Below are 15,411 nucleotides of genomic sequence, written 5' to 3'. Positions count from 1 at the left end.
GGAGCCGGAGCGGATCAGGTCCTCGATGTTGGGCGACCCCTCCTTGATCTTGTTGACCATGGTGCACTCCACCCCATGGGCGCGCAGATAGTCGCAGGTCCCCCGGGTGGCCAGGATTTCAATGCCCATCTCCTCAAAGCCTTTGACGATGGGGACGATCTCGCTCTTATCCTCGTCCTTGACGGTGACGATGATGCGCCCGCCCTTCTTGGGCACCTTCATATTGGCCCCCTTGAAGGCCTTCAGCAGGGCCTGGGGATAGCTCTCGGCGATGCCCAGGCACTCGCCGGTGGACTTCATCTCCGGACCCAGGCCGGTGTCCACGTCGGTGAGCTTCTCGAAGGAGAACACCGGCATTTTCACAGCGTAGTAGTCGGCCTCTTTGTAGATGCCGGTACCGTAGCCCAGGTCTTTCAGCTTCTGCCCCAGCATAACCTTAGTGGCCAAGTCGATGATGGGCACGCCGGTGACCTTGGAGATATAGGGGATGGTACGGGAGGAGCGGGGGTTGACCTCGATGACGTACACGGTGTCGTCGTAGATGACAAACTGGATGTTCACCAGGCCCACCACACCCAGAGCCTTGGACAGGTCGTAGGTATAGCGGTAGATGGTCTCCTTGTGCTTCTCCTCGATATGGATGGGAGGATAGACGGAGATGGAGTCGCCGGAGTGGACGCCGGCCCGCTCGATGTGCTCCATGATGCCGGGGATGAGCAAGTCCTCCCCGTCAAACACGCCGTCCACTTCCACCTCACGGCCCATCAGATACTTATCCACCAGGATGGGATGCTCCTGCTCCACCTGGTTGATGATGCGCATGAACTCGGTGATGTTGCGGTCGTTGTAGGCAATCTCCATGCCCTGGCCGCCCAGCACATAGGAGGGGCGCACCAGCACGGGGTAGCCCACCTCGTGGGCCGCCTCCAGAGCCTGCTCGGTGGTAAACACTGTCTTACCGGCGGCGCGGGGAATCTTGCACTGGTTGAGGATCTCGTCAAAGCGCTCCCGGTCCTCGGCGGCGTCCACGCCGTCGGCGGAGGTGCCCAGGATGGGCACACCCATGTTGGTGAGGGCCTGAGCCAGCTTGATGGCGGTCTGGCCGCCGAACTGCACCACGGCGCCCCAGGGCTTCTCCAGCTCCACCACGGCCTCCACGTCCTCGGGAGTCAGAGGCTCAAAGTACAGCTTGTCGGCCACGTCGAAGTCGGTGGACACAGTCTCGGGGTTGTTGTTGATGATAATGGTCTCATAGCCCAGGCGCTTGAAGGCCCAGACGGAGTGGACGGAGCAGTAGTCAAACTCGATGCCCTGGCCGATGCGGATGGGGCCGGAGCCCAGCACCAGCACCTTCTTCTTGTCCTGCCTAGGCCGGTGGGCCTCAGGCGTGACAGCAGCCAGCCAGGGAGCCTCCGGAATGTGGGGAGCCAGCTCGCCCACCTGGGGCAGATGAAGCTCCTCGGCGGCCTCGTTCTCCTCATCGTAGGTGGAGTAGTAATAGGGGGTCTGAGCCTCAAACTCGGCGGCGCAGGTGTCCACCATCTTGAAGGCGGGACGGATGCCGTAGGACTCCCGCAGGGTCTTGATCTCTCCCCGCTCCTTGCCGGACAGGGCGGCAATCCAGGCGTCGGAGAAGCCCATCTCCTTGGCCATGCGCAGGGTATCGGCATCCAGATGGCCGTGGTCCAGTTTGTCCTCCATGTCCACGATGTTCTGGAGCCGGTCCAGGAACCACAGGTCGTACTTGGTGATCTTGTTGATCTTCTCGGGGGAGAAGCCCCGGCGCAGGGCCTCGGCCACCACGAAGAGGCGCTGGTCGTCGATATTTACCAGCCGCTCCTCGATCTCTTCGGTGTACAGCTGATCCAGGCCAGACAGGCGCAGGGACTTCACAGGCAGTTCCAGAGAACGGATGGCCTTCATCAGGGCACCCTCAAAGGAGTTGCCGATGGCCATGACCTCGCCGGTGGCCTTCATCTGGGTACCCAGGGTACGGCTGGCGGTGGTGAACTTGTCGAAGGGCAGACGGGGGATTTTCAGCACGCAGTAGTCAAGGGTGGGCTCAAAGCAGGCGGTGGTCTTGCCGGTCACCGCGTTGGGGATCTCGTCCAGGGTGTAGCCCAGGGCGATCTTGGCGGCCACCTTAGCAATGGGATAGCCGGTGGCCTTGGAGGCCAGGGCGGAGGAGCGGCTCACGCGGGGGTTGACCTCAATGACCGCGTACTCGAAGGAATCGGGATTCAGAGCCAGCTGCACGTTACAGCCGCCCTCAATCTCCAGGGCGGAGATGATGTCCAGGGAGGCCTTACGGAGCATCTGGAACTCCCGGTTGGCCAGGGTCTGGGTAGGGGCCACCACGATGGAGTCGCCGGTGTGGACACCCACCGGGTCCACGTTCTCCATGGAACAGATCTGGATCACGTTGCCGGCCGAGTCCCGCATGACCTCGAACTCGATCTCCTTCCAGCCGGAGATGCAGCGCTCGATGAGGACCTGGCCCACACGGCTCAAATGGATGCCCCGGTCGGCAATCTCCCGCAGGGACATCTCGTCGTAGGCGATGCCGCCGCCGGTGCCGCCCAGGGTATAGGCGGGGCGGACGATAACGGGATAACCGATGGACCCGGCAAAGGCCACAGCATCCTCCACACTCTCCACCACGTCGGAGGTGACGCAGGGCTGGCCAATGGCCTCCATGGCGTCCTTGAAGCCCTGGCGATCCTCCGCCTTGCGGATGGACTCAGGGCTGGTGCCCAGCAGCTTGACGCCGTACTGCTGCAGGATGCCCTGCTCGTGGAGGTTCATAGCCAGGTTCAGGCCGGTCTGGCCGCCCAGGGTGGGCAGGATGGAGTCGGGGCGCTCCTTCTGGATCACCTGCTCTACGCTGGCGATGTTCAGGGGTTCAATATACACATGATCAGCAATGTCCTTGTCGGTCATGATGGTGGCAGGGTTGGAGTTGACCAGCACCACCTCCACGCCCTCTTCCTTCAGAGCGCGGCAGGCCTGGGTGCCTGCGTAGTCGAACTCGGCGGCCTGGCCGATGACGATGGGGCCGGAGCCCAGCACCAGTACCTTCTTAATATTCGGATTCTTGGGCATTACCGGTCGCCTCCCTTCATGCTGTCCACAAAGCGGTCAAAGAGATATTCGGTGTCCATGGGGCCGGGGGAGGCCTCGGGGTGGAACTGGACGGTGAAGCAGTTGGGACGCTTATAGCGCAGGCCCTCCACACTGCCCTCGTTGACGTTGACGTGAGAGATCTCCGCCACAGCGGGGTCCACGCTCTCGGCAGTGACCACATAGCCGTGGTTCTGGCTGGTGATAAAGGCCCGTCCGGCGGCCAGATCCTTCACCGGGTGGTTGCCGCCCCGGTGGCCAAAGCGCATCTTCCGGGTCTCGGCGCCGGTGGCCAGAGCCAGCAGCTGGTGGCCCAGGCAGACGGCAAAGAGGGGCAGGCTGGAGTCGTAGAGTTTGCGTACCTCTTTAATAATGTCCACATTGTCCGCCGGGTCGCCGGGGCCGTTGGACAGCATGACGCCGTCATAGCCGCCGGTGAGGATGGTTTCCGCCGGGGTGTGGGCAGGATAGACGGTGACCTGGCAGCCCCGCTTCTGGAGGCAGCGGATCATATTCTCTTTCACGCCGTAGTCCATCAGGGCCACCCGCAGCTTCTGCTCGCCCAGAGCAGGATAGAGCTGGGGCGCCTTCCGGGTCACCTTTTCCACGGTGCCCTCCACCCGATAGGCATGGATCTTCTCCAGGCACTCCTCTACATGAAAATGCTCCGCACAGGTGATCATACCATTCATGGTCCCCTGACTGCGGAGTATTCTGGTTAAAGCCCGGGTATCCACGCCTTCGATCCCGGTAATGTCATATTGTTTCAGATAGGCGTCCAGCTCACCCTCGCAGCGGAAATTGCTGCCCCGCCGGGCCAGATGCCGCACAATAAATGCCTCAGCCCAGGGCCGGGAGGACTCATTATCCTCGTGGTTTACGCCGTAATTGCCAATGAGGGGATAGCTCATCACGATTCCCTGTCCCGCATAGGAGGGATCGGTCAGGATCTCCTGGTAGCCGGTCATGGAGGTGTTGAACACCATTTCGCACACCCGGTCTGCGGGGGAGCCCATGCTGACGCCCTGGAACATGGCGCCGTTCTCCAGAATCAAGGTCGCCTTCATCTCCTGCATCACGCCTTTCTTTCCATGGTATTTGTTCGATTGTACTCTAAATATCCGCCTCCGGCAACTCCCTTTTTCCCTTCTTTTTCAAAATCGTAATTTTGGACAAAAAGTCGGAGCGCATCCCCCGTTTTTCACGGTCAATGCGCCCCGAATGTCTCAAAAATCTATATTTGACCTAATAATTATTTTGGTGGTTCTATGTCCACCACCACCAGCTCCGGCCGGTTGAACAGACGGGGCACCCGGGTGCTCTCCCGGGCCAGTCCCCGGCTGACAATGAGGGTGGCGCCGCCGATCTCATAGCGCCCGCCGGCATAGGTGGGGAACATTCCCTGATTGGGGGCCAGTACCCCGTTAATGAGGCCGGGCAGCCGCCATTGACCCCCATGGGCGTGACCGGCCAGTACCAGATCAAATCCGCTGCCGGCGTAGTCGCTCACCCGCTCGGGCCGATGGGTCAGCAAAATAGAGAAGTGACTGCCGTCCAGATCACCGCTGGCGGCGGTCAGCTGGTCCTGCCAGTTCTCCTCTCCCGTCTCCGGGTCGTCAATGCCGCCGATCTGCACCATCTGTGCCCCGGCAGCGGCGCAGACACATTTGCCGTCCAGCACCACCGCACCGCAGGCTGTCAGCAGTTCTTTGACCACAGCCAGCCGCCCGGTGCGGTGCTCGTGATTGCCCGAGGCGTAATATACCGGCCAGCGGTCGGCCAGCCTTTTTACCGTGAGCAGGGCACGCCACTCCTCCATCCGGGGCTCATCATCCACAATATCGCCGCACATGACCACCAGATCCGGTTTCTGTGCGGCCACCGCTGCCACCAACTGTTCCTGGTTTTTCCCGTACCGGCAGGCGTGAAGGTCGGTAAGTACTGCCAGACGAATGGGACCATCCACCTTTTCACTTTCCACTGTATAGTGCCGCACCGCCAAGCGGACATCCAAGGCTGCCAGCAGGATACCGGCAGTTGCACTCCCTGCGGTCAGCAACGCCGCTGTTCTTTTTTTCATCGGTTCCCTCCTTTTGTATATCTGCTGCCATCCCGGCCATACTGAGAGTATCGTGATCCCGGGAGGTCGTCTCATGGTCATCGCTTTTTTGCGTACAATTATCCTTTATATCTTTATTATCGCCGGTATCCGGCTGATGGGCAAGCGGCAGGTGGGTGAGCTGGAGCCCTCCGAGCTGGTGTTGGCCCTGCTCATCGCCGATCTGGCTGCCGTTCCCATGCAGGATTTCGGCATCCCCCTGCTCACCGGCCTGATCCCTATCCTTACCCTGCTGTGCATCACCATGGCCCTGTCGGTGCTCACCATGAAGAGCGTCAAATTCCGGGCGGTTCTCTGCGGCCGTCCCAGCATCATCGTGGAAAACGGGAAACTGCGCCAGGGCGAGATGAAGCGCAACCGCTTCACTTTGGATGAACTGATGGAGGAACTGCGGATGAAGGGGGTTACCGACCTTTCCACCGTCAAGTATGCCATTCTGGAGACCAACGGCCAGCTATCCGTTCTCCCCTTTGCCGCTCAGAAGCCCCCCACCGCCCAGGATCTGTCCCTCCATCTGCCGGAGCCGGGGCTGCCAGTGGTACTCATCAACGATGGCCGGCTTATGAGCCGGGCCCTCCATCGCCGGGGCCTGGACGAGACATGGCTGGACAAACAGCTGAAGGAGCACCACATCAACCATATTCAGGACGTGTTCCTGCTGACAGTGGATGAGACCAACAAGGTCTGCGTCATTGAAAAGGAGGCGGTCCGGTGAAGCGGCTGTGGATCGCCCTGGCACTGCTGGCTGCCCTGCTGTGCGGCACCCTGCTCCATACCTGGTCCCTGCGGGGCTTTACCCAGGGTCTGTCCGACGCTCTGGATGAGGCTCAGACTCTGGCCCGGGCCGACCGCTGGGAGGAGGCCCGTTCCCTGACGGAAGAGGCCCTGCAAACCTGGCGGGAGCGGGATGTGTATCTCCACGTCCTGCTCCGCCACGCCGACACCGACCAGATCTACGCCGGCTTCCAGGAAACCCTGGCCCTGCTGGAGAGCCAGGAATACGGCGAATACGCCGCCGCCAACGCCCGGCTGGTCACCCAGATCGAACTGCTCAGTGAGGCGGAACAGTTCACCTTAAAAAATGTCTTTTAAACGAAAGGGGGGCGCATCTGCCGCGCCCCCCTGCAATCTCTCTTACTTCTCCGCCAGAAGCTTGTTCAGTTCCTCCATAAAGGTGCTGATGTCCTTAAACTGACGGTAGACCGAAGCGAAACGGACATAGGCCACCTCATCCACCTTTTTCAGCCGTTCCATCACCAATTCGCCAATACGGGCGGAGGGAATCTCCCGGTCCATGTCGTTTTGCAGGACCTGTTCAATCTCATTGGCCATATCTTCCAGGGTGGCAAAAGCCACCGGCCGTTTTTCACAGGCCCGGATCATGCCGTTGAGCAGCTTGGTCTTGTCAAAGGTCTGACGGCTGCCGTCCTTTTTAATTACCATCAGGGGCAGACTCTCCATGGTCTCATAAGTGGTAAAACGCTTATGGCAGGCCAGACATTCCCGGCGGCGGCGGATGCTGGACCCTTCGTCGGATGGACGGGAGTCCACAACCTTGCTCTCCGGGTGAGAACAAAACGGACATCTCACAGCGGCAGCCCTCCTTTGAAACACAGCTCCAGGCCAGGCCCAGGCAAAATATAGTAGCTTCTGTCGTGTTATTATACCATACTTTGTTGCCCGTTGGTATCCCTGAAATGAGAAAGTTTTTGTATAAATCAGGAAACACCGGGGCAAGCTAGGAACGGTGAAAGCGAGGTGAGCACCATGCAGAACCAGCATAACGAGCAGAAGAAGTCCAGAAACCAGAATCCCGCTCCCCAGGACTGCAAGCATCCCCAGAGCAAGAAGCAGGAGCAGCCCCAGGATAAGACCGGTGATCCCAACCGTCATTGACCCCTTTTTCGTGGGCCGGAATGTCCGGCCCACAATTTTTTATTTTTTTCATTTTTCCTCTTGACATTTCTCTGTAGTTTGCTATAATAACACCTGCGCTCACGAGAGCGGCAAACAAATAGCGGGATTGTGTAAGGGTAGCACAGCAGACTCTGACTCTGTATGTGAGGGTTCGAATCCTTCTCCCGCTGCCAAAGCGAGACAACTTCGGTTGTCTCGCTTTTTTCTTTTTCGGTACCTCCCGTCCCCACCCTGCGTATACTGGGCTGTGGGGGGCAAAGGCCCGTCACGATTTTGATTGGGGGTACTTCATCATGTGTTGCAACAACCGGAATCGCTGCTGCCGCTGCTGCTGCGGCGCCTCTGAGAACAACAGGACCACTTCCAGTGACCTGTTCTCCGGCCTGACCCTGTCCGACCTGTCCGGCACCGCCGGCGGCCGTCAGGTCTATCTCACCATCCCGGCTTTCCTGTGGGCTTCCGATCAGGAGGAGGAGGACACCTCCTGCGGCTGCGGCTGCTGTCGCTGCTGCTGAGCCCCACGCCGCCCCCTTCAGGGCGGCTACTTACCCCCAACCCCCGCCCTGCGATCCAATCGCAGGGCGCTTTTTTTGCGCTTTTTTCGTGAATTTGAACAGTTCTGAAGATTATCCTCTGGAGTTTCCAAAAAAAGTCTTGACAAATCACTTCCGCCTGCTAAAATATGCTTAAATTATTTTATTTAAAAATTTTTAAGTAAAATGATTTAACTAAAATTTTTGAATTGTTTTGTGAGGAGCATTACCATGGATTTCGAGAAGATTAAGGATATCATTGTGGAGACCCTGAGCTGCGACGCCGACAAGGTGACCCCCGACGCCCGCCTGGCCGAGGACCTGGAGGCCGATTCCCTGGCTGCCGTGGAGCTGTCCATGGCTCTGGAGGAGGCCTTCGGCGTGACCATCGCCGACGAGGACCTGCCCAACATGAAGACCGTGGGCGACCTGATGAAGTACATCGAGGATCACGCTGAGTAAGAGGAAGAAAACGGGCATCGGTGCAAACCGATGCCTTTTTTCCGAAAGGAGCCGCTATGACCAACCAAGAGATTTTTGAGCTGATGGCCCGCTTTGACCAGAGCGGCATCACCACCTTCAAGCTGAATACCAAGGACTTTACCCTGGAGCTGGGCAAAGGCGGCAGCGCTGCCGTTCCCGCCGCTCCCGTGGGCGCACCCGCACCTGCCGCTGCTGCGCTCACCCCGGCGGCTCAGCCCGATGGTCCCTGCATCACCGCCCCCCTGGTGGGCACCTTCTATGCCGCCTCCGCCCCCGACGCCGAGCCCTTCGTCAAGGTGGGCGACAAGGTGAAGAAGGGCCAGACCGTCTGCCTCATGGAGGCCATGAAGATGATGAATGAGGTCCACGCCCCCTGCGACTGCACCATCGAGGCCATTCTTCAGGAGGACGGGGCTCTGGTGTCCTTTGGGGACCCCCTCATTCGTTACCGGGAAGGGTGATTCCATGTTCAAGCGTATTTTGATCGCCAACCGGGGCGAGATCGCCGTCCGGGTGTTCCGGGCCTGCCGGGAGCTGGACATCGAGCCTGTGGTGGTCTACTCCCAGGCCGATTCGGAGGCTCTTCATGTCCAGCTGGCGGAGCGGGCCTACTGCATCGGCCCCGCCCGCTCGGCGGACAGCTACTTAAATGTGGACGCCATCCTCACCGTGGCTCAGGCCACCGGGTGCGACGCCATCCACCCCGGCTACGGCTTCCTGTCGGAAAACGCCGATTTCGCCGACGCCTGTGCCCAGGCGGGCATTGCCTTCATCGGCCCCTCCGGCGATGTGATCCGGGCCATGGGCAACAAGGCCGCCGCCCGCAAGCTGATGGTGGCCGCCGGTGTGCCGGTGGTCCCCGGCTCCGACGGAGCAGTGGACACCGCCGAGGAGGCCAAAGCCCTGGCCGACTCCATCGGCTACCCTGTGCTCATCAAAGCTGCCGCCGGCGGCGGCGGCCGTGGTATGCGCCGGGTGTTTGAGCCCGACCAGCTGATCCCCCTCTTTGAGGAGGCCCGCAGCGAGTCAGTGGCCTGCTTCGGCAGTGGAGAGATGTACCTGGAGAAGCTGATCCTTAACCCCCGGCACATCGAGTTCCAGATCCTGGCCGATTCCCAGGGCCATGTGATCCAGCTTGGGGACCGGGACTGCTCCATCCAGCGGCGCAACCAGAAGCTGCTGGAGGAGTCCCCCTCCAAGGCCCTCACTCCCGAGCTGCGGGAGCGCATGGGTGCCGCCGCCGTGGCCGCCGCCAAGGCCGCCCACTATGAGAACGCCGGCACCATTGAGTTCGTACTGGATCCGGAGGGCAACTTCTACTTCATTGAGATGAATACCCGCATCCAGGTGGAGCACCCGGTCACCGAGCTGGTTACCGGCATGGACCTGGTGCGGGAGCAGATCCGTATTGCCGCCGGTCTCCCCCTGTCCCGCACCCAGGAGGAGGTCGCCCTCAACGGCCACGCCATCGAGTGCCGCATCAACGCCGAGGACCCGGCCAACGACTTCCGCCCCTGCCCGGGCAAGATCGATTTCGTACACCTGCCCGGCGGCTGCGGGGTACGTGTGGACACCGGCCTGTACACCGGCTATACCCTGCCCCCCTACTACGACTCCCTGATGGCAAAGCTCATTGTTCACGCCCCCACCCGGCTGGATGCCATCCGCCGGATGCGCCGGGCTTTGGAGGAGCTCATTATCGAGGGCCCCGCCAACAACACCGATCTGCTCCATCAGATCATGCACCACCCCGACTTCATCCGGGGCAACTATAACACCGGCTACCTGGAGGCCAACATGGACACCCTGCTGGCCTGGAGCCGCAGCGGAGAGGAGGAACCTAAGGCATGAGCAACGTCTTTGCCCAGCGGCGTCAGAAGCTGCTCTCCCTGAAGGCCCTCCGGGGCAGTTCCCCCGCCCCCGCCCATACCGAGGAGACCTGTCCCGCCTGCGGCGGCACCTTCCGCCGCAAGGATCTGGTGACTGCCCGGTACGTCTGCCCCCTGTGCGGCCACCACTATCCTATCGGGGCCTATTATCGCCTCAGCCTGGTGCTGGACAAGGGTACCTTCCGGGAGCTGGACGCCAATCTGTCCTCCAACGATCCTCTGTCCTTCCCCGGCTACGCCGCCAAGCTGGAGGGCGCCCGCCGCCGCACCGGCATGAACGAGGGCGTGGTGGCCGCCACCGGCCGTATCAATGGCCAGAAAGTGGCCATTGGTGCTCTGGACAGCCGGTTCTTCATGGGCAGCATGAGCGCCGCCCTGGGCGAGAAGGTCACCCGGCTGGTGGAGTACGCCGAAAAATATAAGCTGCCCCTCATCCTTTTCTCCGCCAGCGGCGGAGCCCGGATGCAGGAGGGCATTCTGTCCCTGATGCAGATGGCCAAGACCTCCGCCGCTCTGGAGCGGTTCTCCCGCAAGGGCGGGCTGTACATCTCGGTGCTTACCCACCCCACCACCGGCGGGGTCACCGCCAGCTTTGCCAGCCTGGGCGACATCATGCTGGCCGAGCCCGGTGCCCTCATCGGCTTTGCCGGCCCCCGGGTCATCGAACAGACCATCGGCGAGAAGCTGCCCGAGGGTTTCCAGAGCGCCGAGTACCTGCTGGAACACGGCTTTCTGGACGCCATCGTCCCCCGGACCCAACTGCGGGACACCCTGATTCAGCTGCTGAAACTGCACGGGAAAGGAGGGAACGACCGTGGCAAATAACCTGACTCCCGCTCAGCGGGTGGCCCTGGCCCGCCATCAGGACCGGCCGGGTACTGCCGACTTCATCGCCGCCCTCTTCACTGACTTCTTTGAGCAGCGGGGAGACCGGCTCTGTTCCGACGACGGCAGTATCCTGGGCGGCGTGGCCCTCTTCCACGGCCAGCCGGTCACCGTGATCGGCCACCGAAAGGGCCGCACCCTGGAGGAACACCTGGCCTATCACTTCGGCATGCCCTCCCCCGAGGGCTACCGCAAGGCCCAGCGGCTGATGGAGCAGGCGGAGAAGTTCCGCCGTCCCGTCATCACCTTCATCGACACCCCCGGCGCCTACCCCGGCCTGGAGGCCGAGGCCCGGGGTCAGGGGGAGGCCATCGCCCGTACTCTGGCTCTCTCCTCCGCCCTCACCGTCCCGGTGATCTCGGTGGTCACCGGCGAGGGGGGCAGCGGCGGCGCATTGGCTCTGGGTGTGGGCAACAAGGTACTCATGCTGGAAAATGCCGTCTACTCCGTCCTCTCCCCCGAGGGCTTTGCCGCCATCCTGTGGAAAGATTCCTCCCGCAGCGACGAGGCCTGCGACGTGATGAAGCTCACCGCCGCCGACCTGCTGGAGCTGGGCGTCATCGACGCCGTGATCCCCGAGCCCACCCAGGGAGCCCATACCGACCTCCATGCCGTCTGCCGCTCCCTGGACGCCGTCCTGGCCAAGGAGCTGGCGGCACTGAACAAGCTGAACGGTCAGGCTCTGGCCACCCAGCGCTACAAAAAATTCCGCTTAATGGGCAGCAAGGCCCTGAGAAAGGAGCGCCCATGAACGGAATCAAACTGCTGAGCACCGGCTCCGCCCTGCCCCGCCGGGCGGTGACCAACGACGATATGTCCAAGATCGTGGACACCAACGACGAGTGGATCGCCACTCGCACCGGTATCCGCAGCCGCTACCACTGCACCGAGGGGGAGAGCCACACCACCCTGTGTCTGGCCGCCGCCAAACAGGCCCTGGAGCGCTCCGGCATCGCCCCGGAGCAGATCGGGGTATGCATTGTGGCCACCCTGTCCCAGGACTATCTCACCCCCGCCGCCGCCTGCATCCTCCAGCGGGATCTGGGCTTCCCGGAAGATACGGTGTGCTTTGACCTGAACGCCGCCTGCTCCGGCTTCGTGTACGGCCTCCATACAGCGGAATGCCTGTTGGCCGCCGCGGAACGGAAGTACGGCCTTGTGGTGGGGGTGGAGGCCCTCAGCCGCATCACCGACTTCACCGACCGCTCCACCTGCGTCCTCTTCGGAGACGGCGCCGGCGCCGCTGTGGTTGAGTGGCGGGCGGACTATCCTTCCCTCTGCGGAGTGCTGGGCTGCCGGGGCAATCAGGAAGCCCTGTACGTCCCCGGGGCCAACAGCGCCGATCCCTCCTACATCCATATGGACGGCAAGGCGGTGTTCCGCTTCGCGGTAGAGGCCCTGCCCCGCTGCGCCAAAGAGGTGCTCAAAAAGGCTGGCCTCACCCTGGAGGACGTGGACCGCTTCGTGTTCCACCAGGCCAACCAGCGCATCATTGACTTTGCGGTGAAGAAGCTGGGAGTGGACCCCGCCAAATGTACCGGCAACATCGCCCGCACCGGCAACACCTCCGCCGCCAGCGTACCCCTGCTGCTGGATGAGCTGGTCACCTCCGGTCAGCTGACCTCCGGCCAGAAGGCCCTGTGCGTGGGCTTCGGCGGCGGCCTGACCTGGGCGGGCGCACTGCTGGAACTGGCGTAAAAAAACGGGCGACCACAAGGGTTGCCCCTACGCAAAGTCGCTACCCCGTAGGGGCGGCCTTTATGGCCGTCCGCCATCATACATACCGCTTCCCTCATCCGTCTGGCCTTCGGCCAGCCACCTTCCCCCAGGGGAAGGCTCATAAGGAGTATATTATGAAATTGAATGAACTTCTGGGGATCGAATTCCCCATTATCCAGGGCGGCATGGCCAACGTGGCCACTGGTGCTTTTGCCGCCGCCGTGTCCAATGCCGGCGCGCTGGGCCTCATCGGCTCCGGCGGCATGGACGCCGACGCCCTGCGTTGTGAGATCCAGGCCGCCCGTGCTGCCACCAATAAGCCCTTCGGCGTCAATCTGATGCTGATGAATCCTCACATCGAGGACCTGGCCCGCGTGGTGGTGGAGGAGGGCGTCCAGGTGGTGACCACCGGCGCCGGCAACCCCGGCAAGTACGTCCCCGCCTGGAAGGCGGCGGGCATCAAGGTGTTCCCCGTGGTGGCCGCCCCCATCCTGGCCAAGCGGCTGGAGCGGTACGGCATTGACGGCATCATCGCCGAGGGCACCGAGAGCGGCGGCCATGTGGGCGAGATGACCACCATGGCCCTGGTGCCCCAGGTGGTGGATGCGGTGAGCGTACCCGTCATTGCCGCCGGCGGCATCGCCGACGGCCGCCAGATGGCCGCCGCCTTCGCCCTGGGGGCCTGCGGCGTGCAGATCGGCACCTGCCTGCTGGCCAGTGAGGAGTGCCCCATCCACGAGAACTACAAGCAGGCCGTGGTAAAGGCCAGGGCCAACGATACCACCGTCACCGGCCGCACCGGCGGCGCCCCCGTCCGGGTGCTGAAGAACAAGATGGCCCGGGAATACCTGCGCATGGAGAAGCAGAACCTGCCTCTGGAGGAGATGGAGAAGCTGACCCTGGGCTCCCTCCGCCGGGCGGTGTTCGACGGTGACCTGGACACCGGCAGCTTTATGGCCGGTCAGGTGGCCGGTATGGTAAAGGAGGTCCGTCCCCTGCGGACCATCTTTGAGGAAATGATGAGCGGCTGCCAGGCCGTTGTGAAAGGACTGAACGTATGAGCCTCGCGTTTCTGTACGCCGGACAGGGCAGCCAGCACCCCGGCATGGGGGCCGACCTCTATGAGGCCTACCCTGTATTCAAAGCCGTGCTGGACAGCGCCGATGTGGACTTTGACCTGAAAACCGTCTCCTTCACCGACCCCGACGGGGTGCTGAACCAGACCGAGTATACCCAGCCCTGCATGGTGGCCTTTGCCGCCGGTATGACCGCCATCCTGTATGAGATGGGCATCCGGCCCGACTACGCCGCCGGTCTCAGCCTGGGCGAGTATTCCGCCCTCCAGGCCGCCGGGGTGTTTACCCCCGCCCAGGCCATCTCCCTGGCCGCTTTCCGTGGCAAGGCCATGGCCTCCGCCGCTGCCGGTATCCCCTGCGGCATGACCGCCGTACTGGGTCTGGACCGTGAGAAGCTGCAGCAGGCCTGCGATCAGGCCGCCGACGCGGGCGTGGTGGAGATCGCCAACTACAACTGCCCCGGCCAACTGGTCATCGGCGGTGCCCAGGAGGCGGTGAACAAGGCCGCTTCCATTGCCAAGGAGCTGGGCGCCAAGCGCTGTCTCCCTCTGAAGGTCAGCGGCCCCTTCCACACCTCTCTGCTCCGCCCCGCCGGCGACGCCCTGCGGGAGAAGTTCCAGAGCGTTACTTTTGGCCAGATGGCCTTCCCGGTACTCTTCAACTGCCTGGGCCATGAGATGGGCGAAAACGACACCATCCCCGCTCTGCTGGAGAAGCAGGTCCAGTCCTCCGTCTACATGGAGGACACCATCCGCCGTCTGGAGGCGCTGGGTGTGGACACCATCGTGGAGATCGGCCCGGGCAAGGCCCTCAGCGGCTTTGTGAAAAAGACCGCTCCCTCCATCAAGACCTACGCTGTGGAGACCTGCGCCGACATCGAGGCCCTCTCCGCCGCTTTGAAAGGATAACTGTATGAGCATGAATGGAAAAATCGCCGTGGTCACCGGCGGCAGCCGGGGTATTGGCAAGGCTATCTGCCTGGAGCTGGCCCGCCGGGGCGCCAACGTGGTGTTCTCCTACGCCGGCAACACCGCCGCCGCCGAGGAAACTCTGGTTGCCCTCAAGGAGCTGGGTGTGGAAGCCCGTGCCGTTCAGGGCAGCGTGGCCGACCCCGCCGCCGTGAAGGCCATGATGGACACCGCCGTAAAAGAGCTGGGCGGCCTCCACATCCTGGTGAACAACGCCGGCATCACCCGGGACAATCTGGCCATGATGCTGAAGGAGGAGGACTTCGACGCGGTCATCGAGACCAACCTGAAGGGGGCCTTCCTGTGCATGAAGGCCGCCGCCCGACCCATGATGAAGGCCCGCTGGGGCCGCATCATCAACCTCAGCTCGGTGGTGGCCCTCCGGGGCAATCCGGGCCAGATCAACTACTGCGCCAGCAAGGCGGGGGTCATCGGCATGACCAAGTCCCTGGCCAAGGAGCTGGGCGGACGTGGGATCACCGTCAACGCGGTGGCCCCCGGCTACATCGCCACCGACATGACCGCTGCCCTTCCCGAGGCCGCCCGGGAGGCCATGCTGTCCACCATCCCCGCCGGCCGGGCCGGCACCCCCGAGGACGTGGCTGCCGCCGTGGCCTTCCTTGCCTCCGATGAGGCGGCCTACATCACCGGACAGGTCCTTTCCGTCGACGGCGGCATGGGTATGTGAGGAGGAACAAGATC

Annotated in this window: 17 protein-coding genes and 1 tRNA gene; 14 read left to right on the top strand and 4 right to left on the bottom strand. The window is 62.4% G+C overall.

Annotated elements, in window-relative coordinates; all coding sequences use genetic code 11:
- The 3 genes from carB to IHN22_RS05665 form a co-directional block, all read right to left on the bottom strand.
- On the bottom strand, positions 1-3,102 hold a 3,102-nt coding region (gene carB, locus IHN22_RS05675; protein ID WP_191434055.1), incomplete at its 3' end, for a carbamoyl-phosphate synthase large subunit.
- Entirely contained in the window at positions 3,102-4,196 is a 1,095-nt protein-coding gene (locus IHN22_RS05670) for a carbamoyl phosphate synthase small subunit (RefSeq protein ID WP_087391210.1), read from the bottom strand. The genes carB and IHN22_RS05670, both read right to left, overlap by 1 nt.
- Before the next feature lie 176 nt (positions 4,197-4,372).
- A complete protein-coding gene (locus IHN22_RS05665; RefSeq protein WP_191434053.1) occupies positions 4,373-5,200 on the bottom strand; it encodes a metallophosphoesterase in 828 nt (275 codons plus the stop codon).
- 73 nt (positions 5,201-5,273) lie between these two features.
- On the opposite strand from IHN22_RS05665, the gene IHN22_RS05660 reads away from it, so the two are divergent.
- A complete protein-coding gene (locus IHN22_RS05660) occupies positions 5,274-5,954 on the top strand; it encodes a DUF421 domain-containing protein (protein WP_191434051.1) in 681 nt (226 codons plus the stop codon).
- A complete protein-coding gene (locus IHN22_RS05655; protein WP_191434050.1) occupies positions 5,951-6,331 on the top strand; it encodes a DUF4363 family protein in 381 nt (126 codons plus the stop codon). The genes IHN22_RS05660 and IHN22_RS05655 overlap by 4 nt, the downstream gene beginning before the upstream one ends.
- A 42-nt stretch (positions 6,332-6,373) precedes the next feature.
- Here IHN22_RS05655 and nrdR read toward each other — a convergent pair whose 3' ends face one another.
- A complete protein-coding gene (gene nrdR / locus IHN22_RS05650; RefSeq protein WP_087189029.1) occupies positions 6,374-6,829 on the bottom strand; it encodes a transcriptional regulator NrdR in 456 nt (151 codons plus the stop codon).
- 177 nt (positions 6,830-7,006) lie between these two features.
- Here nrdR and IHN22_RS12795 point away from each other — a divergent pair, with 177 nt between their 5' ends.
- The 12 genes from IHN22_RS12795 (at position 7,007) to fabG (ending at position 15,397) form a co-directional block, all read left to right on the top strand.
- Positions 7,007-7,135 carry a hypothetical protein gene (locus tag IHN22_RS12795; RefSeq protein ID WP_255396452.1) on the top strand — a complete coding sequence of 43 codons (129 nt, stop codon included), beginning with the start codon at positions 7,007-7,009 and terminating at the stop codon, positions 7,133-7,135.
- Positions 7,136-7,255: 120 nt separating this feature from the next.
- Positions 7,256-7,329 (top strand) — tRNA-Gln (locus tag IHN22_RS05645).
- Positions 7,330-7,449: 120 nt separating this feature from the next.
- Entirely contained in the window at positions 7,450-7,671 is a 222-nt protein-coding gene (locus IHN22_RS05640; RefSeq protein ID WP_191434048.1) for a hypothetical protein, read from the top strand.
- 249 nt (positions 7,672-7,920) lie between these two features.
- Entirely contained in the window at positions 7,921-8,151 is a 231-nt protein-coding gene (gene acpP, locus IHN22_RS05635) for an acyl carrier protein (RefSeq protein WP_087267802.1), read from the top strand.
- A gap of 56 nt (positions 8,152-8,207) precedes the next feature.
- Complete coding sequence (gene accB, locus IHN22_RS05630; protein WP_087331126.1) at positions 8,208-8,633, top strand: acetyl-CoA carboxylase biotin carboxyl carrier protein; 426 nt, start codon at positions 8,208-8,210, stop codon at positions 8,631-8,633.
- Between the two features lie 4 nt (positions 8,634-8,637).
- Positions 8,638-10,023, top strand: a complete 1,386-nt coding sequence (gene accC / locus IHN22_RS05625) for an acetyl-CoA carboxylase biotin carboxylase subunit (protein ID WP_191434046.1) — start codon at positions 8,638-8,640, stop codon at positions 10,021-10,023.
- Entirely contained in the window at positions 10,020-10,886 is an 867-nt protein-coding gene (gene accD / locus IHN22_RS05620; RefSeq protein ID WP_191434044.1) for an acetyl-CoA carboxylase, carboxyltransferase subunit beta, read from the top strand. Before accC ends, accD begins: the two co-directional genes overlap by 4 nt.
- Positions 10,876-11,697 carry an acetyl-CoA carboxylase carboxyltransferase subunit alpha gene (locus tag IHN22_RS05615; RefSeq protein WP_087390971.1) on the top strand — a complete coding sequence of 274 codons (822 nt, stop codon included), beginning with the start codon at positions 10,876-10,878 and terminating at the stop codon, positions 11,695-11,697. The genes accD and IHN22_RS05615 overlap by 11 nt, the downstream gene beginning before the upstream one ends.
- Positions 11,694-12,644, top strand: a complete 951-nt coding sequence (locus IHN22_RS05610; RefSeq protein WP_191434042.1) for a beta-ketoacyl-ACP synthase III — start codon at positions 11,694-11,696, stop codon at positions 12,642-12,644. The genes IHN22_RS05615 and IHN22_RS05610 overlap by 4 nt, the downstream gene beginning before the upstream one ends.
- Positions 12,645-12,799: 155 nt before the next feature.
- Positions 12,800-13,726, top strand: a complete 927-nt coding sequence (locus tag IHN22_RS05605) for a DUF561 domain-containing protein (RefSeq protein WP_191434040.1) — start codon at positions 12,800-12,802, stop codon at positions 13,724-13,726.
- The gene (fabD, locus tag IHN22_RS05600; protein WP_191434038.1) at positions 13,723-14,649 is read left to right on the top strand and encodes an ACP S-malonyltransferase; all 927 of its coding nucleotides are present in this window, start codon (positions 13,723-13,725) and stop codon (positions 14,647-14,649) included. Before IHN22_RS05605 ends, fabD begins: the two co-directional genes overlap by 4 nt.
- Positions 14,650-14,653: 4 nt before the next feature.
- Positions 14,654-15,397, top strand: coding sequence for a 3-oxoacyl-[acyl-carrier-protein] reductase (gene fabG, locus IHN22_RS05595; RefSeq protein ID WP_191434036.1), 744 nt, complete (start codon positions 14,654-14,656; stop codon positions 15,395-15,397).
- Positions 15,398-15,411: the final 14 nt, after the last annotated feature.

The organism is Flavonifractor sp. An112 (assembly GCF_904377885.1).
Lineage (GTDB): Bacteria > Bacillota > Clostridia > Oscillospirales > Oscillospiraceae > Flavonifractor > Flavonifractor avicola.
This window is presented reverse-complemented; position numbering and strand designations above follow the sequence as displayed.